At 70.3% G+C, this 25570-nt stretch carries 19 protein-coding genes; 5 read left to right on the top strand and 14 right to left on the bottom strand.

Annotation, left to right across the window (positions count from 1 at the left end; translation table 11 throughout):
• Positions 1 to 28: 28 nt before the first annotated feature.
• From ABD708_RS08150 to ABD708_RS08200, 11 genes are all read right to left on the bottom strand, one after another.
• Positions 29 to 1726 (bottom strand): APC family permease, encoded by a 1698-nt coding sequence (locus ABD708_RS08150; RefSeq protein ID WP_344753152.1) that lies wholly within the window; start codon positions 1724 to 1726, stop codon positions 29 to 31.
• Between the two features lie 150 nt (positions 1727 to 1876).
• On the bottom strand, positions 1877 to 2923 hold the full coding sequence (gene mgrA / locus ABD708_RS08155; RefSeq protein WP_344753155.1) for an L-glyceraldehyde 3-phosphate reductase: 1047 nt from the start codon (positions 2921 to 2923) through the stop codon (positions 1877 to 1879).
• A 4-nt stretch (positions 2924 to 2927) separates the two neighbouring features.
• Positions 2928 to 3794, bottom strand: a complete 867-nt coding sequence (locus ABD708_RS08160; protein WP_344753158.1) for an LLM class F420-dependent oxidoreductase — start codon at positions 3792 to 3794, stop codon at positions 2928 to 2930.
• An 18-nt stretch (positions 3795 to 3812) separates the two neighbouring features.
• Positions 3813 to 5102, bottom strand: coding sequence for a SufS family cysteine desulfurase (locus ABD708_RS08165; RefSeq protein WP_344753160.1), 1290 nt, complete (start codon positions 5100 to 5102; stop codon positions 3813 to 3815).
• A gap of 9 nt (positions 5103 to 5111) precedes the next feature.
• Complete coding sequence (locus ABD708_RS08170) at positions 5112 to 5834, bottom strand: GNAT family N-acetyltransferase (RefSeq protein ID WP_344753162.1); 723 nt, start codon at positions 5832 to 5834, stop codon at positions 5112 to 5114.
• An 88-nt stretch (positions 5835 to 5922) separates the two neighbouring features.
• The gene (locus ABD708_RS08175; protein ID WP_344753164.1) at positions 5923 to 6852 is read right to left on the bottom strand and encodes an aldo/keto reductase; all 930 of its coding nucleotides are present in this window, start codon (positions 6850 to 6852) and stop codon (positions 5923 to 5925) included.
• 57 nt (positions 6853 to 6909) lie between these two features.
• A complete protein-coding gene (locus ABD708_RS08180; RefSeq protein ID WP_344753166.1) occupies positions 6910 to 8367 on the bottom strand; it encodes an MFS transporter in 1458 nt (485 codons plus the stop codon).
• 55 nt (positions 8368 to 8422) lie between these two features.
• Entirely contained in the window at positions 8423 to 10573 is a 2151-nt protein-coding gene (locus tag ABD708_RS08185) for a catalase (RefSeq protein WP_344753168.1), read from the bottom strand.
• A gap of 245 nt (positions 10574 to 10818) precedes the next feature.
• Entirely contained in the window at positions 10819 to 12549 is a 1731-nt protein-coding gene (locus ABD708_RS08190; RefSeq protein ID WP_344753170.1) for a GMC oxidoreductase, read from the bottom strand.
• A gap of 279 nt (positions 12550 to 12828) precedes the next feature.
• Entirely contained in the window at positions 12829 to 13326 is a 498-nt protein-coding gene (locus ABD708_RS08195) for an SRPBCC family protein (protein WP_344753172.1), read from the bottom strand.
• Positions 13327 to 13338: 12 nt separating this feature from the next.
• Positions 13339 to 13692 carry an ArsR/SmtB family transcription factor gene (locus ABD708_RS08200; RefSeq protein ID WP_344753174.1) on the bottom strand — a complete coding sequence of 118 codons (354 nt, stop codon included), beginning with the start codon at positions 13690 to 13692 and terminating at the stop codon, positions 13339 to 13341.
• Positions 13693 to 13814: 122 nt separating this feature from the next.
• Between ABD708_RS08200 and ABD708_RS08205 the strand changes: the two genes are divergently transcribed.
• Genes ABD708_RS08205 through ABD708_RS08225 form a run of 5 tightly spaced genes read left to right on the top strand, consistent with a single transcriptional unit; the run spans position 13815 to position 19540 of the window.
• Complete coding sequence (locus ABD708_RS08205) at positions 13815 to 14414, top strand: TetR/AcrR family transcriptional regulator (protein ID WP_344753176.1); 600 nt, start codon at positions 13815 to 13817, stop codon at positions 14412 to 14414.
• On the top strand, positions 14411 to 16216 hold the full coding sequence (locus ABD708_RS08210) for an alpha/beta fold hydrolase (RefSeq protein ID WP_344753178.1): 1806 nt from the start codon (positions 14411 to 14413) through the stop codon (positions 16214 to 16216). The genes ABD708_RS08205 and ABD708_RS08210 overlap by 4 nt, the downstream gene beginning before the upstream one ends.
• Before the next feature lie 32 nt (positions 16217 to 16248).
• On the top strand, positions 16249 to 16812 hold the full coding sequence (locus tag ABD708_RS08215; RefSeq protein WP_344753180.1) for a hypothetical protein: 564 nt from the start codon (positions 16249 to 16251) through the stop codon (positions 16810 to 16812).
• Complete coding sequence (locus ABD708_RS08220; RefSeq protein WP_344753182.1) at positions 16812 to 18761, top strand: ATP-binding cassette domain-containing protein; 1950 nt, start codon at positions 16812 to 16814, stop codon at positions 18759 to 18761. Before ABD708_RS08215 ends, ABD708_RS08220 begins: the two co-directional genes overlap by 1 nt.
• A complete protein-coding gene (locus ABD708_RS08225; RefSeq protein WP_344753184.1) occupies positions 18758 to 19540 on the top strand; it encodes an ECF transporter S component in 783 nt (260 codons plus the stop codon). The genes ABD708_RS08220 and ABD708_RS08225 overlap by 4 nt, the downstream gene beginning before the upstream one ends.
• A gap of 118 nt (positions 19541 to 19658) precedes the next feature.
• On the opposite strand, the gene ABD708_RS08230 is transcribed toward ABD708_RS08225, so the two are convergent.
• From ABD708_RS08230 to ABD708_RS08240, 3 genes are all read right to left on the bottom strand, one after another.
• Positions 19659 to 20354 (bottom strand): HAD family hydrolase, encoded by a 696-nt coding sequence (locus ABD708_RS08230; RefSeq protein ID WP_344753186.1) that lies wholly within the window; start codon positions 20352 to 20354, stop codon positions 19659 to 19661.
• Between the two features lie 66 nt (positions 20355 to 20420).
• A complete protein-coding gene (metH, locus tag ABD708_RS08235; RefSeq protein ID WP_344753188.1) occupies positions 20421 to 24014 on the bottom strand; it encodes a methionine synthase in 3594 nt (1197 codons plus the stop codon).
• A gap of 38 nt (positions 24015 to 24052) precedes the next feature.
• Positions 24053 to 25519 (bottom strand): MFS transporter, encoded by a 1467-nt coding sequence (locus ABD708_RS08240; RefSeq protein ID WP_344753190.1) that lies wholly within the window; start codon positions 25517 to 25519, stop codon positions 24053 to 24055.
• Between the last annotated feature and the right edge of the window lie 51 nt (positions 25520 to 25570).

The following is a 25570-nucleotide window of genomic DNA, read 5'->3' on the forward strand; positions in this document are numbered from 1 at the left end:
CCCGCGCCCCGCTCCGGTCAGAGCGGCGTCACCCGGCGATCGGTGCGCCGAGTTCCGCGGTCTCCTGCTCGGCGTGCGCGGAGGTCTCCTCGGCCATCTGCAGGATGCCCTCGGTGCCCACCGAGCTGTGGACGGCCCAGAAGTAGATGACCAGGCTGAACGCCGCGGTCACCCCCATGTCCCACCCGAAGGGCAGCCAGTCGGGGCCCGTGATCGTGCCGTTCGCGTCCGTGTTCCAGTCGGAGAGGAAGACGATCAGGCCGAGGCCGATCAGGTACGGCAGCAGCCACTGCGCCGCCCGCCAGTTGAAGTGCACGGGGATCGGGTTGAGCTTGAACACGCGCGTCAGGATGATGATCGCGATGCCGATCAGGATGCAGATGCCGAGCTTGTAGTCGGTGAGCCAGCCCGTCCAGAGGATGATCCAGTTCGAGACGATGAACGCGATCGGGGCGAGAACGGCGCCGCCGGGAAGCCGGAACGGCCGCTCGACGTCGGGGATCCGCCTGCGGAATGCGCCGAAGGCGAGCGGGGCGCCGGCATACATGAGCACCGAGGCGCTCGTGATCAGGTTGACGAGCGACTGCCAGCTCGGGAACGGCAGGAAGCAGACGCAGCCGAAGATCCACGCGATGATGAGCCCGAACCACGGCACGCCGCGACGGGTCGTCGATTCGAACAGCTTCGGGAAGTAGCCGTTCTTCGACAGGCCGTAGGAGACGCGGCTCGTCGCCGTGAAGTAGATCAGGCCGGTGCCACCGGGCGAGATGACGGCGTCGACGTAGAGCACGACCGCGAGCCAGCCGACGCCGACCGCGGTGGCGAGCAGCGCGAACGGGCCGGAGGCGTACTGCGCGGCGGTCTTCGCCCAGGTTCCGAGCAGGTGGTCGCCGGGGATGGCGGCGATGAAGACCACCTGAAGGGCCAGATAGATGATGAGGCCGATGAAGACCGAGCCGATCACCGCGCGCGGGATGTCGCGCTTCGGGTTGGCGGACTCGCCCGCCAGCTGGTCGGCCTGCTCGAAGCCGAGGAGCGCGAAGACGATGCCCGCGGAGGGCAGCGCGGACAGGACGCCCTTGAGGCCGCTCGGGGCGAAGCTCTCGCCCGCGCCGAAGTTGCTGCCGTGGAAGTTGATGATGGCGAGCACGAAGATCGCGAGCACGGGCACGCCGATCTTCCACCAGGTCGCGGCGCTGTTGGTGTTCGCCAGCGCGCGGATGGAGAAGAAGTTGATCGCGGTGAACACCGCCATGACGATGACCGCGGCGACGATGCCGCTCGGCGTCAGGATCTCGGTCTTCGGATGCTGGAAGTTCGCGCCGAAGCCCCAGTGCTCCGTGCGCGCGAGGGACTGCCAGTAGCCGAGCATCGCCATGACCTCGATCGGCGCGACCGTCACGGCCTGCAGCCACGAGAACCAGCCGAAGGCGCCGCCCGCGATGCCGCCGAAGGCGAGGTGCGGGAAGCGCGCCGTGCCGCCGGCGATCGGGTACATGCCGCCGAGCTCGGCGTGCACGAGCGCCAGGATCAGGATGGCGACGGCGCCGATGATCCAGGACCAGATGACGGCGGGGCCTGCCGCGGCGAGGCCCTTCTGTGCGCCGTACAGCCAGCCGGAGCCGATGATCGATCCTGCCGAGGCCCACATCAGGCCGATGAAGCCGATCTGCCGCTTGAGACCGGTGTCCGGCAGGGACAGGGTCTGCGTTCGAGTAGTGGTCATGAAAGGTTCTCCTCGCACGAGGGCCGCGGCCCCCGGATGGGTTACGCGGACACCTTTCCAGATCATGTACTCTCGGTCAATTCACGGCGAGCGACCTTGGCGAATTCATAAGAACGTGTTATTTGCGCGAAAAGACACCGTGACCGGTAGTCAATCCACGTCGCTGGACCGCTGCCAGATGTTGATGCCCGCGTCGACCGCGTAGCGGTCGATCTCGGCGAGCTCGTCGGCCGTGAAATCGAGCCTCGAGAGCGCGGCGAGATTGTCCTCGAGCTGGGCGACGCTCGACGCCCCGATGAGAGCCGACGTGACCCTGGCGTCCCGCAGCACCCAGGCGATCGCGAGCTGCGCGAGGCTCTGACCGCGCGCTTCCGCGATCGCGTTGAGCGCGCGCACGCGCGCGAGGACCTCGTCGGTGAGGAATCCCTCGCGCCAGGACGGCGCCTTGGTCGCGCGCGATCCCTCCGGCACGCCGTTCAGGTACTTGCTCGTCAGCAGGCCCTGCGCGAGCGGGCTGAACGCGATCAGGCCGAGGCCGAGCTCGCCGACCGTGTCGAGCAGGCTCTCGCCGGCCTCGCCCGGCGCCTCGATCCAGCGGTTGAACATCGAATAGCTCGGCTGGTGGATGACGATGGGCGTGCCGAGCTCGCGCAGGATCGCGACCGCCTCGCGCGTGCGCGCCGGCGAATAGCTCGAGATGCCGGCATACAGCGCCTTGCCGCTGCGCACGGCCTGGTCGAGCGCGCCCATGGTCTCTTCGAGCGGGGTGTCGGGGTCGGCGCGGTGCGAGTAGAAGATGTCGACGTAGTCGAGGCCCATCCGCCCGAGCGACGCGTCGAGGCTCGAGAGCAGGTACTTGCGGCTGCCCCATTCGCCGTAGGGGCCGTCGAACATCTTGTAGCCGGCCTTGGTCGAGATGATCAGCTCGTCCCGGTACGGCCGGAAGTCATCCGCGAAGATGCGGCCGAAGTTGGTCTCTGCGCTGCCGGCGGGCGGCCCGTAGTTGTTGGCGAGATCGAAGTGCGTGACGCCGAGATCGAACGCGCGGCGCAGGATCGCCCGCTGGTTCTCGAGCGGCGCCGTGTCGCCGAAGTTCTGCCACAGGCCGAGCGAGACGGCCGGCAGCTGCAAGCCGCTGCGGCCGGTGCGGCGGTACGGGATGGACTGGTAGCGGTCTTCCGCGGCGGAGTACGGCACGTCCTCAGCCTTGCACGCCGGCGTCGCGCGGCAAGCCCAGCGCGCGGGCGAGGTGCGTGTAGCCTGCCGGCACGTCGTCATCGGATGCCTGCACCAGCTGCACCGCGACGTGATCCGCCCCCGCCCGCAGGTGCGCACTGAGACGTGCCTCGATCGCGGCGTCGTCGCCGTAGACCACGAGGTCGTCGATGAGGCGGTCGCTGCCGGGGCTCTCGACGTCCTCGGCGCTGTAGCCGAGCCGCTTCAGGTTGTTCACGTAGTTGCGCAGGCCGAGGTACGGCCGGTCGACGCTGGGGCGGCCGAGCTCGCGCGCCTCCTCGGCGTCTTCGCGCAGCACTGCGCGCTGCTCGGTGGCGAGCAGCTTGCCCGCGCCGAGGATCGCCCGGGCGCTCTCGTTGTACGACGGGGTGACGAGATAGGGGTGCGCACCCGCCGAGCGGTCGCGGGCGAGCTCGAGCATGCGCGGGCCGAGCGCGGCGAGCACGCGGCGGTCGAGCGGAACGCCCTCGTCGTCGAGCACGTCGAGGTAGTCGACCATGGCGCCGTAGGGCTTGAGCGCCCTCTCCCCCTGGCCCTCGGGGTGCCCGACGCCGACACCGACGAGCAGCCGCCCAGGGTGCGCCGCCTCGATGCGGTGGTAGGAGTCGGCGAGCTCGCGAGCGTCGGCCGTCCAGATGTTCACGATGCCCGTGGCCACCGTGATCGTGCTGGTGTTGGCGATCGCCGCCTCGACGAGCGCGAGGCCGGCGGGCTGGCCGCCGAGCCACAGCGCCCCGAAGCCGAGCGTCTCGAGGTGGTACGCGAGCTCGGGTGTCGGGTTCGCGCGGCCGCCCACCCAGATTCCGAAGCGGCCGAGTTCCGGTGTGGCCATGCTGTTCTTCCCTCTCGCTCAGAGCCCGAAGTACGGACGGATGCCCGCGGCGGCCTCGAGGAACACATCGACGTCGTCGGCGGTGTTGTACAGGTAGACGCTCGCGCGCACGCTCGCGGTGAGCCCGAGGCGGCGGTGCAGCGGCTGCGCGCAATGATGGCCGACGCGCACCGCGATGCCCCTCGAGTCGAGGAACTGCCCGGCATCGTGCGCGTGCACGCCCGCGACGTCGAAGGAGACGAGACCGGCGCGCTCCACGCCGGCGCCCGGGCCGATGAGCCGCAGGCCGGGAATCCCCGCCAGCCCTTCGTAGAGGCGCGTGGCGAGGGCGAGCTCGTGGTCGTGGACGGCGGCCACCCCGGCATCCGTCAGATATCCCACCGCCGCACCCAGCGCGACGGCTTGCGAGACGGGCTGCGTGCCCGCCTCGAAGCGCTGGGGCGCGGGCAGGAACTCGGCCTTCTCCATCGTGACGGTCGTGATCATCGAGCCGCCGGTGCGACCGGGCGGCAGCGCGTTCAGCAGCTCGCGACGGCCGTAGAGCACGCCGAGCCCGGTGGGCCCGAGCATCTTGTGCGCGCTGAACGCGGCGAAGTCGACTCCGAGCCGCCCCAGCTCGAGCGGGCGGTGCGGGGCCGACTGGCACGCATCGAGCACGGTGAGCGCGCCGACGGATGCCGCGAGCTCGACCAGCTCGGCGACGGGCGCCACCATGCCCGTGACGTTCGAGACGTGTGCGAAGGCGACGAGCCGGGTCTTCTCGGTGACGACGGCACGGGCGTCCTCGATCGTCCACAGCCCGTCGTCGTCGACGGGCACGAAGCGCAGCACGGCTCCGGTCTGCGCGGCGAGCTCCTGCCAGGGGATGAGGTTGGCGTGGTGCTCGGCCTCGGTGACGACGAGCTCGTCGCCCGGGCGCAGGGCGAACCGCCGAGCTGCCTCTCCCCCGCGCCCGCGCGAGGCGGCGCCGATGGCGAAGGCGATCGTGTTCAAGGCATCCGTCGCGTTCGCCTGCCACGCGATCTCGTCGGCGTGCGCGCCGACGAAGCGCGCGACGGCCTCGCGGGCGCCCTCGAACTCCTCCGTCGCCTCGGCCGCGAGCGTGTGCGCGCCGCGATGCACGGCCGCGTTGCGCTTCTCGAGGAACTCAAGCTCTGCGTCGAGCACGACCTGCGGGCGTTGCGCCGTCGCAGCCGAGTCGAGATAGACGAGCGGATGCCCGTTGACGCTCTGGTCGAGCAGGGGGAAGTCGGCGCGCAGATCGGCCAGCGAGGTCGGGCCGGCGTGCGGAGAGGTGAGGGTTGCCACGCCTCAACGCTATGCCGCGGCGTCCCGTTCTGTCAGAACATGACTCTCAGGCTGGCCGAAGCTGAACGGGAACTCGCGCCGCAGGACGAAGCCGAGGCGCTCGTAGACGCGCTTCGCGCTCTCATTGTCGGCGCGCACGTGCAGGAACGCGCGCTCGCCGCCTGTGCGGATCCCGGATGCCACAGCGCGTACCAGCCGGGCGGCGTAACCGCGCCCGCGGAACTCCTCATCGGTGCACACCGCGCTGATCTCGACCCACCCTGCCGGGTTCATGCGCCGGCCCGCCATCGCCGCGAGCCGGCCGTCGACACGGACCCCCAGGTAGCCGCCGAGTTCGATCGTGCGCGGCGCGAACGGGCCGGGCTGCGTGCGCTCGACGAGCGCGGTCATCTCGGGCACATCGGCGGCGGTGAGCGCGACAAGGCCCTCGCCGTCGTCGGCTCGCGGCTCGAAGCCCGAGTCGACCAGCTGCAGGCCGAGCCCCGAGTCGCCCGCCCAGCCCTTCGGCAGCTCGCGGCCCGGCAGCGCGATCTCCTCCCCCGGGGCGAGCAGCGCGGCGAGCGCCGCCCAGTCGTCGGCGGTCGCGTCATCGGGCACGGCGCCCCACACCGAGACCTCGGGGTCGTAGCGCAGCGCCCGGCCCGCGCCGCGGGCGTGACGGGCGTGCGCGCCGATCAGCGAGTACCAGGCGGGGTTGTCGAGCTGGGGAAGATCGGGGTCGTACGCGGGCACCCTGCCAGCCTAAATCTGCGCGCCGACACCGACCCGACCCGCACGGTTTGTTACGCGTGCGCCGAGCGGGCCGCGCTCGCGAAGCCGCTCACGGCAGGATGTACCCCGCGGCGGTGAAGAGGCGGTACCACTCGACCCTGGTGAGCGGGAGGTCACTGCCTGCCGCCGCTTCGCGCACGCGCTCCGGCTTCGTCGTGCCGAGCACCACCTGGAAGTTCGCGGGGTGCCGGGTGATCCATGCCACGGCGATCGCCGTCGGCGTCACCCCGTACTTCGCGGCGAGCTCGTCGATCGCGTCGTTGAGCTCTGCGTACTCCTCGCGGTCGCCGAGGAAGACGCCGTTGAAGAACTGCTTCTGGAACGGGGACCACGCCTGCAGCGTGATGTCGTTCAGACGCGCGTAGTCGAGGATGCCGTTGTCGCGGTCGATCGACTGGTCGAGCCCCGCCATGTTGGCCGCGACCCCTGCCGCGATCAGCGGGGCGTGCGTGATCGACAGCTGTACCTGGTTGAAGGCGAGCGGCTGGCGCACGAACTTCTTCAGCAGCTCGACCTGGCCCGGCGTGTGGTTGGAGACGCCGAAGTTCCGCACCTTCCCCGACGCCTCGAGCTCATCGAACGCCGCCGCGACCTCCTCCGGCTCCACGAGCGCGTCGGGGCGGTGCAGCAGAAGGACGTCGATGTAGTCCGTGCGCAGCGCCCGCAGCGACGCGTCCACCGACTCGAGGATGTGCTCCTTCGAGAAGTCGAAGGCCCCGGGCACGATGCCCGTCTTCGTCTGGATCTTCACCTGCTCGCGCTCGCTGGAGGTGAACGTCACGGCGTCGCCGAAGCGCTGCTCGCAGCGATGCGGCGCGCCGCCGTAGACGTCGGCGTGGTCGAAGAAGTCGATGCCCTCATCGCGGGCGGTGCCGACCAGGGTGCGGATCGCCTCGTCGTCGAGGTCGGCGATGCGCATCAGGCCGAGGATCAGGTTGGAGGCGGTGAGCTGGGTCTGCGGCAGTGCAAGAGTCTTCACCGTCTCATTCTGGTCGAATCGTTCCGATTCCGGTCAGGGCCGGCGCGTCGAGGCGTGTCAATGCTGGACGACGAGCGAGATCGGGGCGGAGATGTCCTCGAGGGACTTCCGCTCGGCATCCGTGCCCAGGATCAGCGCGATGATGCCGCCGACCATCATGATGCCGGCGCCGACGAAGTAGCCGATCGTGAGCGGTCCGCGCGACGAGCCGTCGCCGACCAGGGCGCCGAACAGGAAGGGCGCGACGGCACCAACAATCTGGGCGACGGCGAAGAAGTACGAGATCGCCTGCGCCCGCAGCTCGAGCGGGAACGTCTCGCTGACGGTCAGATACGCGCTCGAGGCACCGGCGGATGCCAGGAAGAACGCCACGCACCAGAAGATCGTCTGCGACACGGCGTTCAGGGCTCCCGCCTGGAACAGGATCGCCGAGATGGTCAGCACCACGCCCGCGCCGACGTAGGTGGTGAAGATCATCTTCCGCCGCCCGATCGTGTCGAACAGCGGGCCGAGCACGAGCGGGCCGACCAGGTTGCCGATCGCGAACGGGAAGAAGAAGTAGCCCGTGTGGTCGTTCGGGATGCCGTAGAAGTTCTGCAGCACGAGCGCGTAGCTGAAGAAGATCGCGTTGTAGAGGAACGACTGCGTGATCATCATCGCGGCGGCCGTGATGGTGCGCTTGGGGTAGATGCGGAACAACGTGCGCGCGATCACCCGGAACGGCACGTACTCGATCGGCTTGAGGTCGAGCGCCTTCGAATCGGACACCGGAGTCAGCTCACCACCCTGCTCTTTCACCAGACCCTCGATGTAGTCGGTCGTGTCGTTGGCCTCCTTCTCGCGGCCGTGCGTCACGAGCCAGCGGGGGCTCTCGGGGATGTGCCGGCGCAGGTAGATGATGAAGAGGCCGATCACGGGTCCGATCCAGAAGGCGATGCGCCAGCCCCAGTTCTCCGGGACGAGATCGTGGTTGAACAGCGGGATGCTCGCCGCCGCACCGATCGCCGCGCCCGCCCAGTAGGTGCCGTTGATCGCGATGTCGACCCGGCCGCGGTAGTGCGACGGGATCAGCTCGTCGATCGCCGAGTTGATCGCGGCGTACTCGCCGCCGATGCCCGCACCGGCGACGAAGCGGAAGATCAGTAGGAACCACAACGAGAACGCGAAGCCGCCGATGCCGCTACCGATCAGGTACACGGCGAGCGTCAGGATGAACAGCCGGCGTCTGCCCAATCGGTCGGAGAGCCAGCCGAAGTAGAGCGAGCCGACCACCTCGCCCACGAGGTAGATCGTGCCGACGAGGCCGACCTGCGCACTCGAGAGGTGCAGCGTGTCGGCGTAGCCGTTGGCCGCGACGAGCTGCACTTCCAGACCGTCGAGGATCCACGCCACCCCGAGACCCACGACGACCGACCAGTGGAACTTCGTCCACGGAAGCCGGTCGAGCCGGGCGGGGATGAGGCTGCGAACCGTTCCCCCTGTTGCTGATGATTCCGATGCCGACGCCGTCGTCATGTTGGATGCCCTTCCCTGTCACACCCGAACTGCACTCATCACTTGCCCTTCTCTTCTACACCTCTTCGCGCTCCCAGACACGGTGCGACGGCAGCAATTCGAGGACTCCGGCCGTGACGGCCGCCGGCTCGCCCGTCACGATTCCCGGTGCCGTCGGTGCGATCGCGGCGTCCGCGAGCAGCGCCGCGGCGTCGCCCGCGAAGCCGATCGCCTTGTCATGCCGGAACGCCTCGCGCAGCAGCTCGAGCACCCGCGGGTCCACCACCGGAGCGAGCACGACGACCGCGTCGAGCTCGACGCTCGTGGCGGTGTGGAAGCTGCGCTGCACGGTCAGCTCGCCCAGCTTGCCGCCGTGCGGCGCGATGACGAGCGGCGTCGCGCCCGCCGCGTGCAGGGCCTCCTGAACGGATGCCACGGCTGCGGCATCCGTCTCGTCATCGACGATGATGCCGACCTGGCGCCCGTCGGCCGGCCAGCGCTCTGCGGTGACCATGCGCAGCGCCGGGCTGGGCTCGACCTCGGGCACTTCCTCGCTCGCGGCGGGCACGGGCAGGCCGAGCTGGTCCGCGACGAACGCGCACAGCTCGCCGTCGATGTTCGCGAGGCACTGCAGCTGCCGCTCCTTGATCGCCTGCTCGTAGACCTTGCCGAGCTCGAACGCGTACGCCTGCCTGATGTGCAGCTGCTCGACGGGCATCAGCGAGCGGTAGAACAGCCGCGCCTGTGAGAAGTGGTCGTCGAAGCTCGCGGGCTGCTCACGAGTCACGATGTCGCCGGTCGCCTCGCCGCCGATGGGCTGCGGAACGTCCACGAACGCGTCGCCGCCTGCGACCATCGCGGGGAACGGGCAGCCGCCGTCGAGGGAGTTCGGGTGGTAGGGGGCGACGCCGGAGTGCACCGCGGTCTGGTGCATCCCGTCGCGCAGCATGTCGTTGATCTCGGCGTGCGGCCGGTTGATCGGCAGCTGCGCGAAGTTGGGGCCGCCCAGGCGGCTGATCTGCGTGTCGAGGTACGAGAACAGCCGCCCCTGCAGCAGCGGGTCGCTCGTCACGTCGATGCCCGGCACGAGGTGGCCGGGGTGGAAGGCGACCTGCTCGGTCTCGGCGAAGTAGTTGCTCGGATTCCGGTCGAGGGTCATCGTGCCGACGATCCTCACCGGTGCGAGCTCCTCAGGCACGATCTTGGTCGGGTCGAGCAGATCGATCCCGTGGAAGGTCTGATCCTCGGTATCCGGCAGCACCTGGATGCCGAAGTCCCACTGGGGGTGGGCGCCCGCCTCGATCGCGTCGGCGAGGTCGCGACGGTGGAAATCGGGGTCCTTTCCGGCGATCAGCTGCGCCTCCTCCCAGGTGACGGCGTGGGTGCCGAGCCGCGGCCGCCAGTGGAACTTGACGAGCGTCGTCGCACCTTCCTCGTTCACGAGGCGGAAGGTGTGGATGCCGAAGCCCTGCATCATGCGGTAGGAGCGGGGGATGCCACGGTCCGACATGTTCCAGATGGTGTGGTGCTGCGCCTCGGTGTGCAGCGAGACGAAGTCCCAGAAGGTGTCGTGCGCGGACTGCGCCTGCGGGATCTCGCGGTCGGGGTGCGGCTTGCCCGCATGGATGATGTCGGGGAACTTGATCGCGTCCTGGATGAAGAACACGGGGATGTTGTTGCCGACGAGGTCGTAGACGCCCTCGCTCGTGTAGAACTTCGTGGCGAAGCCGCGGGTGTCGCGCACCGTGTCGGCCGAGCCGCGCGAGCCGAGCACGGTCGAGAACCTGACGAAGGTCTCCGTCACGGCGCCCGCCTTCAGGAACGCGGCGCGCGTGTACGGCTCTGCCTCGCCGTTCGCCTCGAAGCGGCCGTGCGCGGCCGCGCCCCGCGCGTGGACGACGCGCTCGGGAATCCGTTCATGGTCGAAGTGTGTGATCTTCTCGCGCAGGTGGTGGTCCTGCAGCAGCACAGGGCCGCGGCGACCTGCCTTGAGCGAGTGGTCCGTGTCGCGCAGCGGCAGGCCCTGCGCGGTGGTGAGCCGCTCGCCTTGCTGGGCCACCGCATCCTGCGGTGCGGTGGTGGCGACACCGGTCGGCGTGAACGTGGCGGGGCCCGACTGGTCGGGCTTCGACGGCAGCGGCCCACGCGCTTCGCTCGGCTCATCGAATGAGGGCGGTTCGGATGCCGGGGCACCCGGGATCTTGATGGAATCTGCGTCGCTGGTCATGCCGGGGCAGTTCCCGCCGCCGTGGTTCGCTAACCGGCACCGGCCGTCCGGCCGCGGGCAGGGACGTCCCCGGAGCCCCACCCGGCTTCGAAGACGTGCGCTGGGACCGGCACCTCACAGTCCCATGGGGTCGGCGACCACTTCGTCGTAGTCGTTGCTCGACGTGCCGGCGCTTGCGCGATCCCCCGGATCCCCATTGATCCGCACGTCACTCTGCACTGGCTGTCGGCCGCGGTCAAGTGGGGTCAGATCACGATCGGGTCAAGGTCCTGGTACGCCTCGCCCTGGGCAGGGCGCCTGTCCTGCTCGCCGCGATGCGGCCAGAGCGCGAACGCCCGCTCGGCCTGCGCCGTGATCGTGAGCGCGGGATTCACGCCGAGGTTGGCCGAGACGGTCGAGCCGTCGACGATGTGCAGGCCCGGATAGTTCCAGACGCGGTGATAGGCGTCGACGACGCCGCCTTCCGGGTCGGCTGAGATCGTCGCGCCGCCGAGGAAGTGCGCGGTCAGCGGCACCCCGAACAGCTCGAGCCAGGTGCCGCGCGGCAACGAGCGGATTCCGGTGTCCGCTTCGAGCTGCTCGGCCATCGCCTCGGTCGCGCGGTGCGCCTGCGGCAGCCAGTCGGGGTTCGGCTCGCCGTCGCCCTGCCTGCTGGTGAGACGGATGCCGCCGAGAAGCCCCCTCTTCGGAGACACCGTCAGCGAGTTGTCCACGCTCTGCATCACGAGTGCGATCACGCCGCGCTCGGTCGCGCGCCAGGGCACGCTCGCACGCAGCTCGGTGATCGGATGCCGGGCGAGGCGCCCCACCAGGAATCCGAGTCGCTGGTGCAGCGGCTTCCCGCCCGGCGCGAGCGCCGTGACGAGCGCCATCATGGCGTTCGATCCCCTGCCATAGCGCACGTTCTGCACGTGCGTCTTCTCGTCGACGTAGAGCGAGGTCGTGATCGCGGAGCCCTCGGTGAGGTCGATCCCCTTCGGCACGCGTACGGCGAGCGCGCCGTCGAGCGCCTCGGAGTTGGTGCGGGTGAGCCGGCCCAGCGCGTCCGAGAGCGCCGGCAGCTCGCCACGCTCCTTGAGCGTGTGGAGCAGCTTCTGAGTGCCCCACGCGCCTGCGGCGAACACGACCTGGGCGGCCGTCACCGTGCGGCGGTCCTTCGGGGTGAGTGCGGTGCCGGTGCGCTCGGTCGTCACCCGGAAGCCGCCGGCTGAGTCGTTCTCGTCCAGCGGCTGCACCGAGACCACCGTGCGCATCGGCTGGATGACGGCGCCGCGCCGCTCGGCGAGCCAGAGGTAGTTCTTCACGAGGGTGTTCTTCGCGCCGACACGGCAGCCGACCATGCAGTTGCCGCAGAGCGTGCAGCTCGTGCGCGCCGGGCCCTCACCGCCGAAGAAGGGGTCGGGCACCGTCACTCCCCTGCTCTCGGCGCCGCGCGTGCCGTAGTAGACCCCGGTCGGTGCGGTGCGGAAGGTCTCCGGCACCCCGAGCCGCACAGCGACCTTCCTCATGAGCTGCTCGGCGGGGCCGTCGTACGGGTAGTGCTCGACGGTGCCCAGCATCCGTTTCGCCGTCTCATAGTGGGGTGCCAGCTCGCGCTGCCAGTCTGTGACGCCGGCCCAGCTGCCGCTCGTGAAGAAGGACTCCCCCGGCACGTACTGCACATTCGCGTAGTTGAGCGAGCCGCCGCCGACACCCGCCCCGGCGAGGATCAGCACGTCGGGCAGCTTGTGCAGGCGCTGCGGGCCGTACCAGCCGAGGGCCGGAGCCCAGAGGGCGTTGCGCACATCCCAGTTGGTCTTCGCGAACTCGTGGTCCTCGAAGCGGCGGCCGGCCTCGTAGACCAGCACGTCGTAGCCCTTCTCGGCCAGCCTGAGCGCGGCGACCGAGCCGCCGAAGCCGGAGCCGACGACCACCACGTCGTGGTCGAACGCGGTGCCGGGCACTGTCGCCGGCATCTCTGGCGTCGCTGCCGTCATGGCCCCTGATGCTACTACTACTGACTTGCAGTCAATAAGGAGGGGCGACTCGGCTGCCGTCGGCGCGCTTCCCAGCGGAAGGGATCCGGGCACCCCATCGGCGTGTCGCCCCTCGCCCGCGGCGTGTCGGCCGAAATCCCTTCCCCGCGGTGACGAGGCACGGCGCGGCACGACTCCCCTTTGCGCCCCTGACACTCCGATGACGTCGGTGCCGTGATCTCCCCCGCATCGAGCCAGGTTGCCGCTCGCGCTCGCAGGGCGCAAAGCCGTGCGGATGCCTCAGGCCGCGGGCACCTCGGCGAGCAGCGCGTCGATCTGGCTCAGCGCCAGCTTCGAGCCCTCTTCGTGGCCCATCGCGAGCATCTTCTCCATGTAGGGAACGGAGTCGAAGACGGTCACCGCCGTCATCCGGGTGCCTGCCTCAATAGACTCGAAGGTGACGGTGCCGTGCATCGAGCCGTCGGGGTCGTGCTCCTTCGTGTCGTTGTCGGCGAGGCCGCCGTCGAACTCGAGGCGGCGCGGCCTGTCGACCGCGGTCGTCGCCCACCAGGCGCGCTGGAACTCGCCGTTCGGGCCCGTGCTGAAGTAGTCCGAGGTGCCGCCCGGTGTCAGGTCGTGCGTCTCGAAGGTGGCCGGGTAGGGATCGGGGCACCACCACTTCTCGAGCTGGCGCGGGTCCTCCCACAACTGCCAGATGCGTTCGACGGGCGCGGCGAACTCGCACACGATCGTGAGGCTGAGCGCCTCGGGGTCGCGGGTGGATGAAATGACGGGCATGATGCCTTCTCCTTATTTGTGGTGTGGTGTTTCTGACTCTGTCTGCGTCTCTGCGGCGAGCAGAGCGTCGATCGCGCTCGCGCGTGTGCGCCACAGCTGCTCGTAGCGGCCGAGCAGCTCGCGGGCGCGGCCGATGGTCTCGACCTCGCCGCTGACCTGCTGCTCGCGGCCCTTCCTGCTCTTACTCACGAGTGCCGCCTTCTCGAGCACCGCGACGTGCTTCTGCACGGCCGCGAAGCTCATCGCGTAGCCGGCCGCGAGTTCCGACACGGAGTGCGGTCGCTGCAGCACGCGGGCGACGATGTCCCGCCGCGTGGCGTCCGCCAGCGCGTGGAAGATGCGGTCAATCTCGTTATCTACAACCATTTGGTTGCACGTTAGCGAGATCGGATGCCGCGCGCAAGGGTCACGGTTCACGAACCTTCCTCTTCGACAGTGGGGCCGCTACACCATTTCGGAAAATATATAGACCGGTCTATTATTGGAACATGGCATCCAAGGGAGACCTGACCAAGGCACGGCTCACAGAGTCCATGCTCGAGCTCATCCAGACCAGCGGCTATAGCGGCACGGGCCTGAACGCCGTGATCGAGCACGCCGCGGCTCCAAAGGGCTCGATCTACTTCCATTTCCCCGACGGGAAGGAAGGGCTGGGTGTCGCAGCGGTCGAACTCGCCGCGCAGCAGTTCGAGGCGCTGATCGCGGAGGCCGCGGCCTCCGCGGGCGGTGCGGCCGGGGCGGCCCGCGCCGCGATCGAGGCGCTGGCGGCCATCGTCAGCGAGGGCGATTTCCGGTTGGGATGCCTGGTCTCCGTCGTCACCTTGGAGATGGGCGCGGAGAGCGATCGGCTGCGGCAGGCGTGCGTCTCTGCCTTCGAGTCGTGGATCGCGCCGACGACCGCGCTCCTCACAGCGAGCGGTATCAGCGCCGAGGAGGCCCGATCCCTGGCGACGGTCGTCGTGTCGACGATCGAGGGGGCGACCATCGTCTCGCGTGCCATGCGGAGCACCCAGCCCCTGATGTCGGCCGCGGACGTGGTGGCAGAGCTCATCAGCCAGCGCAGCCAGACCGCTGGGGGGACGCGATGACATCACACGAAGACTTCCGCCACGCCCTGGTGTTCGGGGCCTCGGGGCTGGTCGGGCGGCACCTCGTCCTGGCCCTTGCCGAGGCCGGTGCGAACGTCACGGCAGCCGTTCGGAGCGCCGAGTCCGGCACCCACGTCGAGCGGTGGCTCAGGGAGCGCGGCCTGACCCGGCGCATCACCACGACGATCGTCGACTTCGACGCTCCGGAGATCGTCGCCGCCGGCGCGCCGGCTTTCGCGGACGTGACCGAGATCCACAACTGCGCCGGGGCCTACCGCTTCGGGATGACCGCAGAGGAGGCGCGCAGCGCGAACGTCGGCATCGTCGAGAAGCTGATCGACTTCGCCGCCGGCCTTCCCCAGCTGCGACGCGTCGTCCATGTGTCGGGCTACCGCGTCGGTGGCCAGGACCCCGCCACTGTTCCGTGGTCAGACGGCCATCGCACCGCCGTATACAAGGAGTTGGGCGCCTACGAGGCGTCGAAGGTGGAATCCGACGCCATCTTCCAGGCACGGGCCCTGGAACGCGGCATCCCCTGGACCATCGTCAACCCGTCCAGCGTGATCGGCGACAGCGTGACCGGGGAGTCCGACCAGCACATCGGACTGGCCGCCACCATCGAGCAGATCTGGAACGGCACCGCAGCCGCGCTGCCCGGGAACAGCACGACGTTCCTGCCGGTCGTCACGGTCGACCACCTCGCCGCCTTCATGGCGGCAGCAGCGGGCGACCCGGTTGCGGCGGGCGAGGCCTACTGGGTCCTCGATGACGCCACTCCCCCGCTCGCAGACCTGCTCGCGCACCTCGGCCGACATCTCGGTGCGAAGGTTCCCCGGTTGAGGATCCCGGTCGGCGTCATCACGCGGTTGCCCCAGCGGATCACCGGGGCCGATCCGGAGACGCTCGGCTTCATGTCCACCGACCGCTACCCCACAGCGTCGGCCACCGAGTTCGCTGACCGGCACGGGATCAGGATGCCCGATGTGCTCAGGTCCCTCGAGCGGTGGGCCGACCACCTGGCCGCGCATCGCTTCGGTGCCGCCAGGGCGGATGGCCGTCGGTTCGTCGACGCCGGCGGCCTGAGGACGTTCGAGCTCGGCGTGCCCGGGTCCAGCAGGCTGATCCTTCCCGGTCTGCCCGTCAACGCGGACACGTGGGCCGAGGTCGGCGCGGGGATCGAGGGCCGGGTCGTCGACCTGCCCGGACTCGGCCTCAGCGATGGAACAGGCGTTCAGGACTGGGAGCAATGGCTGCCTGCCGTGTTGGGTGCGGAACCCGCCGACCTCACCGGCCACTCCCTCGGTGCGGCGGCGGCCGTCGTCGCCGCCGACCGATTCCCGGGGCGCGTCGCCTCCCTCACGCTCATCGCACCGTTCTTCCTCCAGACTCCGATGGGAATCTCAGCCAAGCTGCGGCCGCTCGTGCGCACCGCCTTGCGCCGCTCAGACCCGGCACGGCTGTCACGCCGGCTGACCGGAGCAGAAGCGAGCGCTGTCGCTCTCGAGTCCAGCGTCAGCGATCTCCGGCGACGCAGCGCCAAGAACGTGGCCGAGCAGCTCGCTCTGGCGGGATCGCAGCGGTGGCGCGCCGAACTCCGGGAGGCGCTTCGGCGGTTCGACGGCCCGGTCCGCATCATGACGGGAAGCGCCGACCCGCTCGCCCCCGGCGCGGCTGAGTGGCTCGGATCGCTTCCGAACGTGGAGCTGATCTCGGTGCCGGGCGCCGGGCACCACCCGCAGTTGACTCACAGCGGCGCGCTCGTGGATCTGCTCGCCACGCGACTGCGCCAGCCGAGCACCTGAGCGCTCCTCGACCGCCCGGTAGCCTGGGGGTCATGCGCCGCACCGCCACTGCCCTCGTCCTCGCTGCCGCCGTGGCGCTCGCGCTGGCGGGGTGCGCGGGAGGGAGTTCGCCCTCGGCGACGATCGGCGGCTCCCCCGAGGTCATCCCCGCGACACCCTCGCCGACCATCTCGCTGGCGCCCGCCACCGCCGCGTCGTGCGACGGAGTCTTCGTGACCGTGCAGTTCGGCATCCTGCGCGCCGCCGATGTGAACCTCTGCGCGAAGACCACGGAGCCGATCACCGCGGCAGCAGCCCTCGACAAGGTCGGCGTCTCCGTCGCCGGCACCCAGAAGTACGGCGACCAGGTCGTCTGCCGCGTGAACGGCGTCCCCTCGGCGTCGAAGCCGATCGATGTCCCGGGCCATGACCCGTACACCGAGACGTGCGCCAGCATGCCGGCTGCCTACGCCTACTGGGCGGTCTGGGTCCGCGACTCGCCCACCGGCACGTGGGACTACGCCGCGAGCTCGATCACGACCCAGCAGCTGAAGCCGGGGCAGACGCTCGGGCTGAAGTTCACCACCGGCACCGACACCGCTCCCCCGCAGGGCTGATGCGCCTCAGGGCGGCTCCGCTGCGACAGGCCGCGATCTTCGCGGCCGTGTTCACGGCGGCCCGGGTGGTGTACGCCGCCGCGTTCGCGGGGGCGGCCGGCACCGGCATCCGTCTCATCGATCTGCCGCTCGTCAGCCTGCCCGCCCCGTTCACGGGCGTGCAGCTGCTCGGCCCGGTCACGCTCGACGGGCTCGGCCGCGTCGTGCTCTCGGCGGCGCCGTTCGCCGCGGTGATCCTCGGCTTCGGGGTGCTGAACAGCCTGTTCGACGTGCGGCCGTGGTTCGCCGCCGCCGCGCGGCGCGGGCCGCTGCGCTCGTTCGCCCGCGCGCTCGTGATCGCGTGGCAGACGCTCCCGGCGCTCGCGGCGGCGCTGCGGCGTGCGGTGCGAGCCGCCCGGCTGCGCGGCGAGCGCCCGGGCCCGAGCGCCCTCGTGCCCGTGCTCGAGGATTCGATCGAGCGAGCGGTCGCCCTCGCCGCGTCGCTCGAGTTGCGCGGCTTCGCGGCGTCGCATCGGCTCGAGGGTGACTGCGAAGTGCCGGTGCAGGTAACGGATGCCGTGCTCGAGCGCCCCGGCTGGACGCTGTCGATCCCCCGCCTCGAGCTCGCCCCCGGCGCCCTCACGGTGCTGACCGGAGCGACGGGCTCGGGCAAGTCGACGGTGCTCGATGCCCTGTCCGGACTCTTCCAGCATGCCGACGGCGGCGTGCAGCGGGGCCTCGTGGAGATCGGCGGCCTCGACCGCGCCGCGGTGCCGCCGCGCGAGACAGCGGGCTTCGTCGGAATGGTCGCACAGCGCGTACGTGCCGCGTTCGTCGGCGAGACCGTGGCCGAGGAGCTGGGCTACACGCTGGCACTGCGCGGGGTCGCGCCGGTGATCGTCGAGGCGCGGGCTCGCGAGATCGCGGAGCGGCTCGGCATCGCGCAGCTGCTCCCTCGGCCCGTCGCCGAGCTGTCGGCCGGCGAGGCGGAGCTCGTCGCGATCGGCGCCGCTCTCGCCGAGCGCCCGACCCTGCTGCTCGTCGACGAGCCGCTCGCGGAGCTCGACAGGGTCGCGCGCCCGCTGGTCGTCGCAGCGCTGGCTTCGCTCGCGCACGAGGGCGGTGTGTGCGTGGTGGTCGCGGAGCACCGGGTGGCGTGGTTCGAGGGGGTGGCAGACGGCTGGCTGACGATCGCGGACGGCGAGCTGCGCTGCTCTGAACCGCTTTCCGCTGCTCGGAACCCGGCAGCGCAGGGCGGATGCGAGCAGCGCACGCGGCGCGAGCCGATGGCGACACGGATGCCGATCGCCGAGGTGCGCGAACTCAGCGTGCGGCACGGCGCGCGGGTCGCGGTCGACGAGGTCTCGCTCGAACTCCGTGCGGGCGAGGTCGTCGCACTCGTCGGGCCCAACGGCGCCGGGAAGTCGTCACTGCTCGAGGCGCTCGCGCTGCCCGCGCAGAGCGGGAAGGTGTTCGTCGGTGGCGACGACGTCAGTGCGCTGAAAGCCGCCGATCGGCGCATGAGGATTGCGCTCGTGCCCGAGGCGCTCGAGGACCTGTTCGTGACCGACTCCGTCGCCGCAGAGTGCCGACGCGCGGACCGGCACAGCCGCCGCAACCGGCAGGACCGACGCGACGCGGGTGCGACGCTGCGGCGGTTCGGCGAGCTGCTCGGCGGCGCCCCGCGCGAGCTCGCCGACGCCCACCCGCGCGACCTCTCCGGCGGCCAGCGCGTCTGCCTCGCCATCGCCCTGCAGCTCGCCGCGGCACCCGCGGTGCTGCTCGTCGACGAGCCGGTGCGCGGGCTTGATGCCCGGGCACGCGGCGAGGTCGCTGCAGCGCTCGCGCGCGCCGCCGCCGCAGGCGCCGCCGTGCTGTTCGCGACGCACGAGGCGGAGTTCGCGAGTGCCGTCGCCGAGCGCACGATCCGGCTCGAAGGCGGGCGCATCGCCGAGGAGGTGCTCGCATGACGACGCAGCAGCTGCCCGGCATCCGTTCTCGCTCCCGCCTGCGCGTCGACTGGCGCGGCCTCGCCCTCGTCGCCGGCAGCGTCGTGGCGGCAGCCGGGTTCGCGTGGCCGTTCGTGCAGTCCGCCGTGCCGGGCGAGGCGCAGGCGGCGGTGCCGTACCTCGCGATCGCGCTCGTGCCGGCCGCCGTGGCCGCGCTGCTGCTCGCGCTCGACCGGCAGTTCGCGAGCGCGAAGGCGGTCGCCTTGCTCGGGGTGCTCGGAGCGATCGGGGCTGCCACCCGCGTGCTGGGCGACACGGTCGGCGGCGTCGAGCCGGTGTTCGTCGTGCTGATCCTCGCGGGCCGCGCGCTCGGGGCGCGTTTCGGATTCCTGCTCGGGCTCGTCGTGATGACGGTGTCGGCGATCATCACGGGCGGCATCGGGCCGTGGCTGCCGTTCCAGCTGTTCGCGTGCGCGTGGGTGGCGGCGGGAGCGGGGCTGCTGCCGGGCATCCGTTCTCGCATCGGCGAACTCGCGATGCTCGCGGCGTACGGAGCGGTCGCCTCGTGGCTCGTCGGCGCGCTGCTCAACCTGTCGTTCTGGCCCTTCGCGCTCGCCTCGGGCTCGAGCATCTCGTACACGGCGGATGCCGGAGCGCTGCACAACCTCACGGCGTTCGCGCTCTACTCGCTGGCGACCTCGACGCTCACCTGGGACACGGTGCGGGCGATCACGACGGTCGTCGGCATCGCGCTGGTCGGCCGCCCGGTGCTCGCAGCGCTCCGCCGCGCGAAGCTGTGAGGCGGCCTCCTGCCTGCCCACCGCTGCGGGTGGAAGACGGACGTGGGTGGCAAGTCGTCGCCACGTTTTGCGGTGTCAATTCGAAGGAAACCGCGTGAAGTGGCGACGACTTCAGGAATCAGCCCAGTAGCGGCACCAGCTCGGTCAAAGCTGAGATCTCGAGGTCGGCGTGGGGCGCGTCGGCAGGCAAGACGTGCGCGTCGCGGTTGATCCACACGGCCTGAATGCCTGCGTTGAGCGCGCCCGCAATGTCCGTCGACGGATTGTCACCGATGAACCAGGCCTCGACTGGCTCGACACCGAGCTCGCCGATGGCGAGAGCGAAGATCGCCGGGGCAGGCTTCGCGATCCCGTGCTCCGACGAGATGATGACGGCGTCGAACCGGCCGTCAAGGCCGATGGCGGTCAGACTCGCGCGTTGGACCTGGGCGGCGCCGTTGGTCACGATCGCGGTGGGAAGTCGTCGCTCTGCGAGAGCCGCGAGCATCGGCGCAACATCGGGATAGGCGCGCTGACCAGCGAAGCCGGCCGCTGCCTGAGCGCGCACCAGCTCAGGAAGATGCACATGATCACCCCCGACCTTGTCCAGCGTGCGAGCGTAGATCTCGCGGGAAATGGCCGCGGCATCCACCGCGCCCGTGACCCAGTCGTCGAGATGGGCAGCGACGACCTCGGCGGCCACGGCAGTGCTGACCTCCAGCCAGCGGTTGGTTGCAACGCCGATCAGCCGGTGGGCAGCCTCCGCCGCGCCAAGGGTTCCGGCCCGCAGCGCAGCATCCGAGTCCGCGAGGGTGCCGTCGAGGTCGAAGAGCACGGCGCGAGGTGGGGTCAGCACCGTCTCAGCCTGCCACGCCGCACTCGAGACCAGCGATCGGGGCGCCTACACGCTGAAGTACTTCGCCTCGGGGTGGTGGAAGACGAAGGCGTCGGTCGACTGCTCGGGGTGCAGCTGCAGCTCCTCGGAGAGTTCGACGCCGATGCGCTCGGGGCGCAGCAGCTCGACGACCTTGCGGCGGTCCTCCATGTCGGGGCAGGCGGGGTAGCCGAGCGAGAAGCGGGCGCCGCGGTACTCGAGTTTGAACAGGCCCTCGACGGAGGCCGGCTCCTCGTCGGCGAAGCCGAGCTCCGCACGGATGCGCGCGTGCCAGAACTCGGCCAGCGCCTCGGTGAGCTGCATCGCGAGCCCGTTCAGCTCGAGGTAGTCGCGGTAGTGATTCCCGTCGAACAGCTGCGCCGTCGCCCGGCTCACCGACTGCCCGGCGGTGACGAGCTGCACCGGCATCACGTCGACCTGACCGGAGCCCGCGGCTCGCACGAAGTCGGCGAGGCACAGGTGCCGATCGCGGCGCTGGCGCGGGAAGTGGAAGCGCAGCCGCTCGGTGCCGAGCTTCCCGCCCGAACCCCCGTCGGGCGCGAGCACGCCGGCCGCGCCCAGCAGACCCGACGCGTCGTCGCCGTGGTGCAGCACGACGACGTCGTCGCCGTCCGAGACGACGGGGAAGTAGCCGTAGGCGACGGATGCCTCGAGCAGGCCCTCCGCGAGGATCCGGTCGAGCCAGTACCGGAGCCGAGGGCGCCCCTCGGTCTCGACGAGCTGCTCATAAGATGCGGCATCCGACCCTCGTCCCGGCTTCAGCCCCCACTGCCCCATGAAGGTCGCGCGCTCGTCGAGGAACGCGGCGAAGTCGGCGAGCGGAATGCCGCGCACGATGCGCGTGCCCCAGAACGGCGGTGCGGGCACGGGGTTGTCGGCGGCGACGTCGGAGCGCGCGGGCATCGCCTCGGGCTCGGTCAGCGTGAGCTGCGAGCCCTCGCGGTGGATGCGCTTCTTGAGCGGGGGCAGCCCCACGGAATCCGGCGCGGCGCCACGGGCGATCTTGACGAGCGGTTCCATCAGAGCGAGCCCCTCGAAGGCATCCCGCGCGTACCGCACGGTGCCGTCGAACAGCGAGGCGAGGTCGTCCTCGACATAGGCGCGCGTGAGCGCTGCGCCGCCGAGCAGCACCGGCCACCGCCCGGCGAAGCCGCGCTGGTTCAGCTCGAGCAGGTTCTCCTTCATGACGACGGTCGACTTGACCAGCAGCCCGCTCATGCCGATCACGTCGGCGTTGTGCCGCTCGGCGGCGGCGATGATGTCGGTGATCGGCTGCTTGATGCCGAGGTTCACCACCTCGTAGCCGTTGTTGGTCAAGATGATGTCGACGAGGTTCTTGCCGATGTCGTGCACGTCGCCTCGCACGGTGGCGAGCACGATGCGGCCCTTCCCGGCCGAGGCATCCGTCTTGTCCATATGCGGCTCGAGGTAGGCGACGGCCGTCTTCATCACCTCGGCGGACTGCAGCACGAAGGGCAGCTGCATCTCGCCCGCTCCGAAGCGCTCGCCGACGATCTTCATGCCCTCGAGCAGGTGCACATTGATGATGTCGAGCGCGCTGGTGCCGTCGGCCATCGCCTGGTCGAGGTCGGCCTCGAGGCCCTTCGCCTCGCCATCGATGATGCGGCGCTCCAGCCGCTCGCCGACGGGCAGTGCCGCAAGCTCGGCAGCGCGCTGGTCGCGCAGCGCCTTGGTGTCGACGCCCGCGAAGATCTCGAGCATGCGGGCGAGCGGGTCGTATTCGAGGGTGCCGTCGGCGCTGTAGCGACGGCGGTCCCAGACGAGGTCGAGCGCCACTTGGCGCTGCTCGTCGGGCAGCGAGGCGAGCGGCACGATCTTGGCGGCGTCGATGATCGCCGAGTCGAGCCCGGCCTGCACGGCCTCGTGCAGGAACACCGAGTTGAGCACCTGGCGTGCGGCCGGGTTGAGACCGAAGGAGACGTTCGAGACGCCGAGGGTCGTGTGGATTCCCGGGTACTTCGCCGTGATCTGCTCGATCGCCGAGATCGTCTCGATCGCGTCACGCCGGGTCTCCTCCTGCCCGGTGGCGATCGGGAAGGTGAGGCAGTCGACGATGATGTCGCTGACCTCGAGCCCCCACTCCCCCACGAGCGAATCGACGAGGCGCGTCGCGATGGCGACCTTGCCCTCGGCGGTGCGCGCCTGGCCCTGCTCGTCGATCGTGAGCGCGACGACGGCAGCGCCGTGCTCCGTGACGAGCGGCATGATGCGGCCGAAGCGCGACTCGGGTCCGTCGCCGTCCTCGAAGTTGACCGAGTTGATCACAGGACGGCCGCCGATCAGCTCGAGACCGGCCTGCAGCACGGCGGGCTCGGTCGAGTCCACGACGAGCGGCAGGGTCGAGGCGGATGCCAGGCGGGAGACCACCTCGCGGGCATCCGCCACGCCGTCTCGCCCGACATAGTCGACGCACACGTCGAGCAGGTGCGCGCCCGCACGGATCTGGTTGCGCGCGATCTCGACGCAGTCGTCCCAGCGCTCGTCGAGCATCGCCTCGCGGAAGGCCTTCGAGCCGTTCGCGTTGGTGCGCTCGCCGATCGCGAGATACGACGCGTCCTGCTCGAACGGCACGTGCTGGTACAGGCTCGCGACACCGGGGTCGAGCTCGACGGGGCGCACGGCGGCCGGGGCGCGGCCGACGCGCTCGACGACGGCCTTCAGATGCGCGGGCGTCGTGCCGCAGCAGCCGCCGACGAGCCCGAGCCCGAACTCGTGCACGAACTGCTCGTGCGCGGTCGCGAGCTCGGCGGGCTGCAGCGGGTACTCGGCGCCGTTCGTGCCGAGCACGGGCAGCCCGGCGTTCGGCATGCACATGACGGGCACGCGGGAGTGCTTCGACAGGTAGCGCAGGTGCTCGCTCATCAGGTCGGGCCCGGTGGCGCAGTTGAGGCCGATCGCGTCGACGCCGAGCGGCTCGATCGCGGTCAGCGCGGCGCCCACCTCGGAGCCCATCAGCATGGTGCCGGTCGTCTCGATCGTGATCTCGACGAAGATCGGCAGACGGATGCCGCGGGCGGCGCTCGCCTGCTTGCAGCCGTTGATCGCGGCCTTCGTCTGCAGGAGGTCCTGCGAGGTCTCGATGAGGAACGCGTCGGCGCCGCCGGCGATGAGCCCGGCGGCCTGCAGCGCGAAGGTGTCGCGCAGGTGCGCGTACGTCGTGTGGCCGAGGCTCGGCAGCTTCGTCCCGGGCCCGATGGAGCCGAGCACCCAGCGGGGCCGCCCGTCGCGAGCTTCCCAGGCGTCGGCGCGCTCGCGGGCGATACGGGCGCCGGCGGCGGCGAGCTCCTCGATGCGGTCGTCGATGCCGTAGTCGGAGAGGTTCGACCAGTTCGCGCCGAAAGTGTTCGTCTCGACCGCATCGCTGCCGACCTCGAAATACGCGTCGTGGATGCCCGCGATGATGTCTGGCCGCGTGACGTTGAGGATCTCGTTGCAGCCCTCGAGCTGCTGGTAGTCGTCGAGGCTCGGCTCCTGTGCCTGGATCATGGTGCCCATCGCTCCGTCGGCGACGACGACGCGCGCCGCGATCTCGTCGAGCAGCGCTTGCGAGCGGGCGGGCACAGGGGCAGACGGGCGCACCTCTTCAGGGTATCGGTGCGCCCGTCACCCGCTGCGGGCTACGCCGCCGCGATCGGCTCGAGCGGCAGCTCCTCGAGGTCGAGCAGCTCGTTCTCGTCTTGCGTCTCGACCAGCTCGATCGCCTCGGCCGGGGTCTCCACCGCCGGCATCGAGCCGGGCAGCGGGCGACGGGCGGACTCGCGCAGGCCGAAGGCCGCGGCGGCGCCCACGACGGCGAATCCGATCAGGTAGTACGCCGGGGTCATGGGGTCGCCGGTGCCCTGCATGATCGCCTCGATGAAGACGGGCGCGGTGCCGCCGAACACGGCGACGGCGATGTTGTACGAGATGCCCATCGAGCCGTAGCGCATCGACGTCGGGTACAGCGCGGGCAGCGCCGAGGCGAGCGGCCCCACGAGCAGCGCGGTCGGGATCGCCATCAGGAAGAGTCCGGCGAAGGTCGACCACACGGCGCCCACGGCGAGCAGCAGGAACGCGGGGATCGCGAAGACGCCCATGGTCGCCGCACCGATCCAGATGGTCGGGCGGCGGCCGATGCGGTCGGAGAGCAGGCCGGCGACGGGAATCCCCGCAGCCATCACGACGAGCACCGGGATCGTCAGCAGCGTGCCGTGGATCGGGTCGTAGCCGAGCGTGTCGGTGAGATAGGTCGGCATGTAGCTCGTGAGCGCATAGCCCACCGTGTTGGCCATGGCGACCAGCACGATGGCGATCAGCAGCGGCTTCCACTGCGTCCGCAGGATCGAGAGGATGCCGGTCTGCGGCGCCGGACCCTCGACGGCCTCGACGCTGTCCATCATCGCCTGGAACGCGGGCGACTCCTCGATCTTGAGGCGGAAGTACACGGCGATCGCCCCGATCGGGCCGGCGAGCAGGAACGGGATGCGCCAGCCGTAGTCGAGCATCGCCTGGTTGCCCAGCGTGAGCTGCATGATCGAGACGATCAGGGCGCCGAAGGCGAAGCCGAGGTACGAGCCCAGGTCGAGGAATCCGCCGAAGAAGCCGCGGCGGCGGTCGGGCGCGTACTCGCTGACGAAGGTCGTGACGCCGGCGTACTCGCCGCCGGTCGAGAAGCCCTGCAGCAGCTTCATGACGACGAGGATCACGGGCGCGACCGGCCCGATCGCGGCATACGACGGGATGAGGCCGACGACGAAGGTCGCGCTCGCCATCATGATGAGCGTCGTGGCGAGCACCTTCTGGCGGCCGATGCGGTCGCCGAGGCGCCCGAACACGATGCCGCCGAGCGGGCGGGCGATGTAGGTCGCGGCGAAGACGCCGAGGGAGAACAGCACCTGCACGCTCGCGGCGGCGGTCGGCAGGAAGACGGCCCCCATCGTGACCGCGAGGTAGCCGTAGACGCCGACGTCGTACCACTCCATGGTGTTGCCGACCACGGTGCCGCGCAGGGCGCGCTTCAGCATCGACGTGTCGACGATCTGGATGTCGTCCAGGCGCAGCTTCCGGCGCGGACGAACGGGGGTGGAATGTGCGTGAGAACTCATGGTTCCTTCCTGATTGAGCGACTGACACGACGGCTCGGAATGCCGTCGTCG

It is taken from the genome of Gryllotalpicola koreensis (genome assembly GCF_039538185.1).
Taxonomy (GTDB): domain Bacteria; phylum Actinomycetota; class Actinomycetes; order Actinomycetales; family Microbacteriaceae; genus Gryllotalpicola; species Gryllotalpicola koreensis.

Bases quoted from the DNA above. Each gene is read 5' to 3' on its own strand.
- ABD708_RS08220 (WP_344753182.1), top strand. From the start codon at position 16,812: ATGCGCCTCAGGGCGGCTCCGCTGCGACAGGCCGCGATCTTCGCGGCC.
- ABD708_RS08160 (WP_344753158.1), bottom strand. From the start codon at position 3,794: ATGGCCACACCGGAACTCGGCCGCTTCGGAATCTGGGTGGGCGGCCGC.
- ABD708_RS08205 (WP_344753176.1), top strand. From the start codon at position 13,815: ATGGCATCCAAGGGAGACCTGACCAAGGCACGGCTCACAGAGTCCATG.
- ABD708_RS08210 (WP_344753178.1), top strand. From the start codon at position 14,411: ATGACATCACACGAAGACTTCCGCCACGCCCTGGTGTTCGGGGCCTCG.
- ABD708_RS08195 (WP_344753172.1), bottom strand. From the start codon at position 13,326: ATGCCCGTCATTTCATCCACCCGCGACCCCGAGGCGCTCAGCCTCACG.
- ABD708_RS08150 (WP_344753152.1), bottom strand. From the start codon at position 1,726: ATGACCACTACTCGAACGCAGACCCTGTCCCTGCCGGACACCGGTCTC.
- ABD708_RS08185 (WP_344753168.1), bottom strand. From the start codon at position 10,573: ATGACCAGCGACGCAGATTCCATCAAGATCCCGGGTGCCCCGGCATCC.
- ABD708_RS08190 (WP_344753170.1), bottom strand. From the start codon at position 12,549: ATGACGGCAGCGACGCCAGAGATGCCGGCGACAGTGCCCGGCACCGCG.
- ABD708_RS08200 (WP_344753174.1), bottom strand. From the start codon at position 13,692: ATGGTTGTAGATAACGAGATTGACCGCATCTTCCACGCGCTGGCGGAC.
- ABD708_RS08240 (WP_344753190.1), bottom strand. From the start codon at position 25,519: ATGAGTTCTCACGCACATTCCACCCCCGTTCGTCCGCGCCGGAAGCTG.
- ABD708_RS08180 (WP_344753166.1), bottom strand. From the start codon at position 8,367: ATGACGACGGCGTCGGCATCGGAATCATCAGCAACAGGGGGAACGGTT.
- ABD708_RS08215 (WP_344753180.1), top strand. From the start codon at position 16,249: ATGCGCCGCACCGCCACTGCCCTCGTCCTCGCTGCCGCCGTGGCGCTC.
- ABD708_RS08225 (WP_344753184.1), top strand. From the start codon at position 18,758: ATGACGACGCAGCAGCTGCCCGGCATCCGTTCTCGCTCCCGCCTGCGC.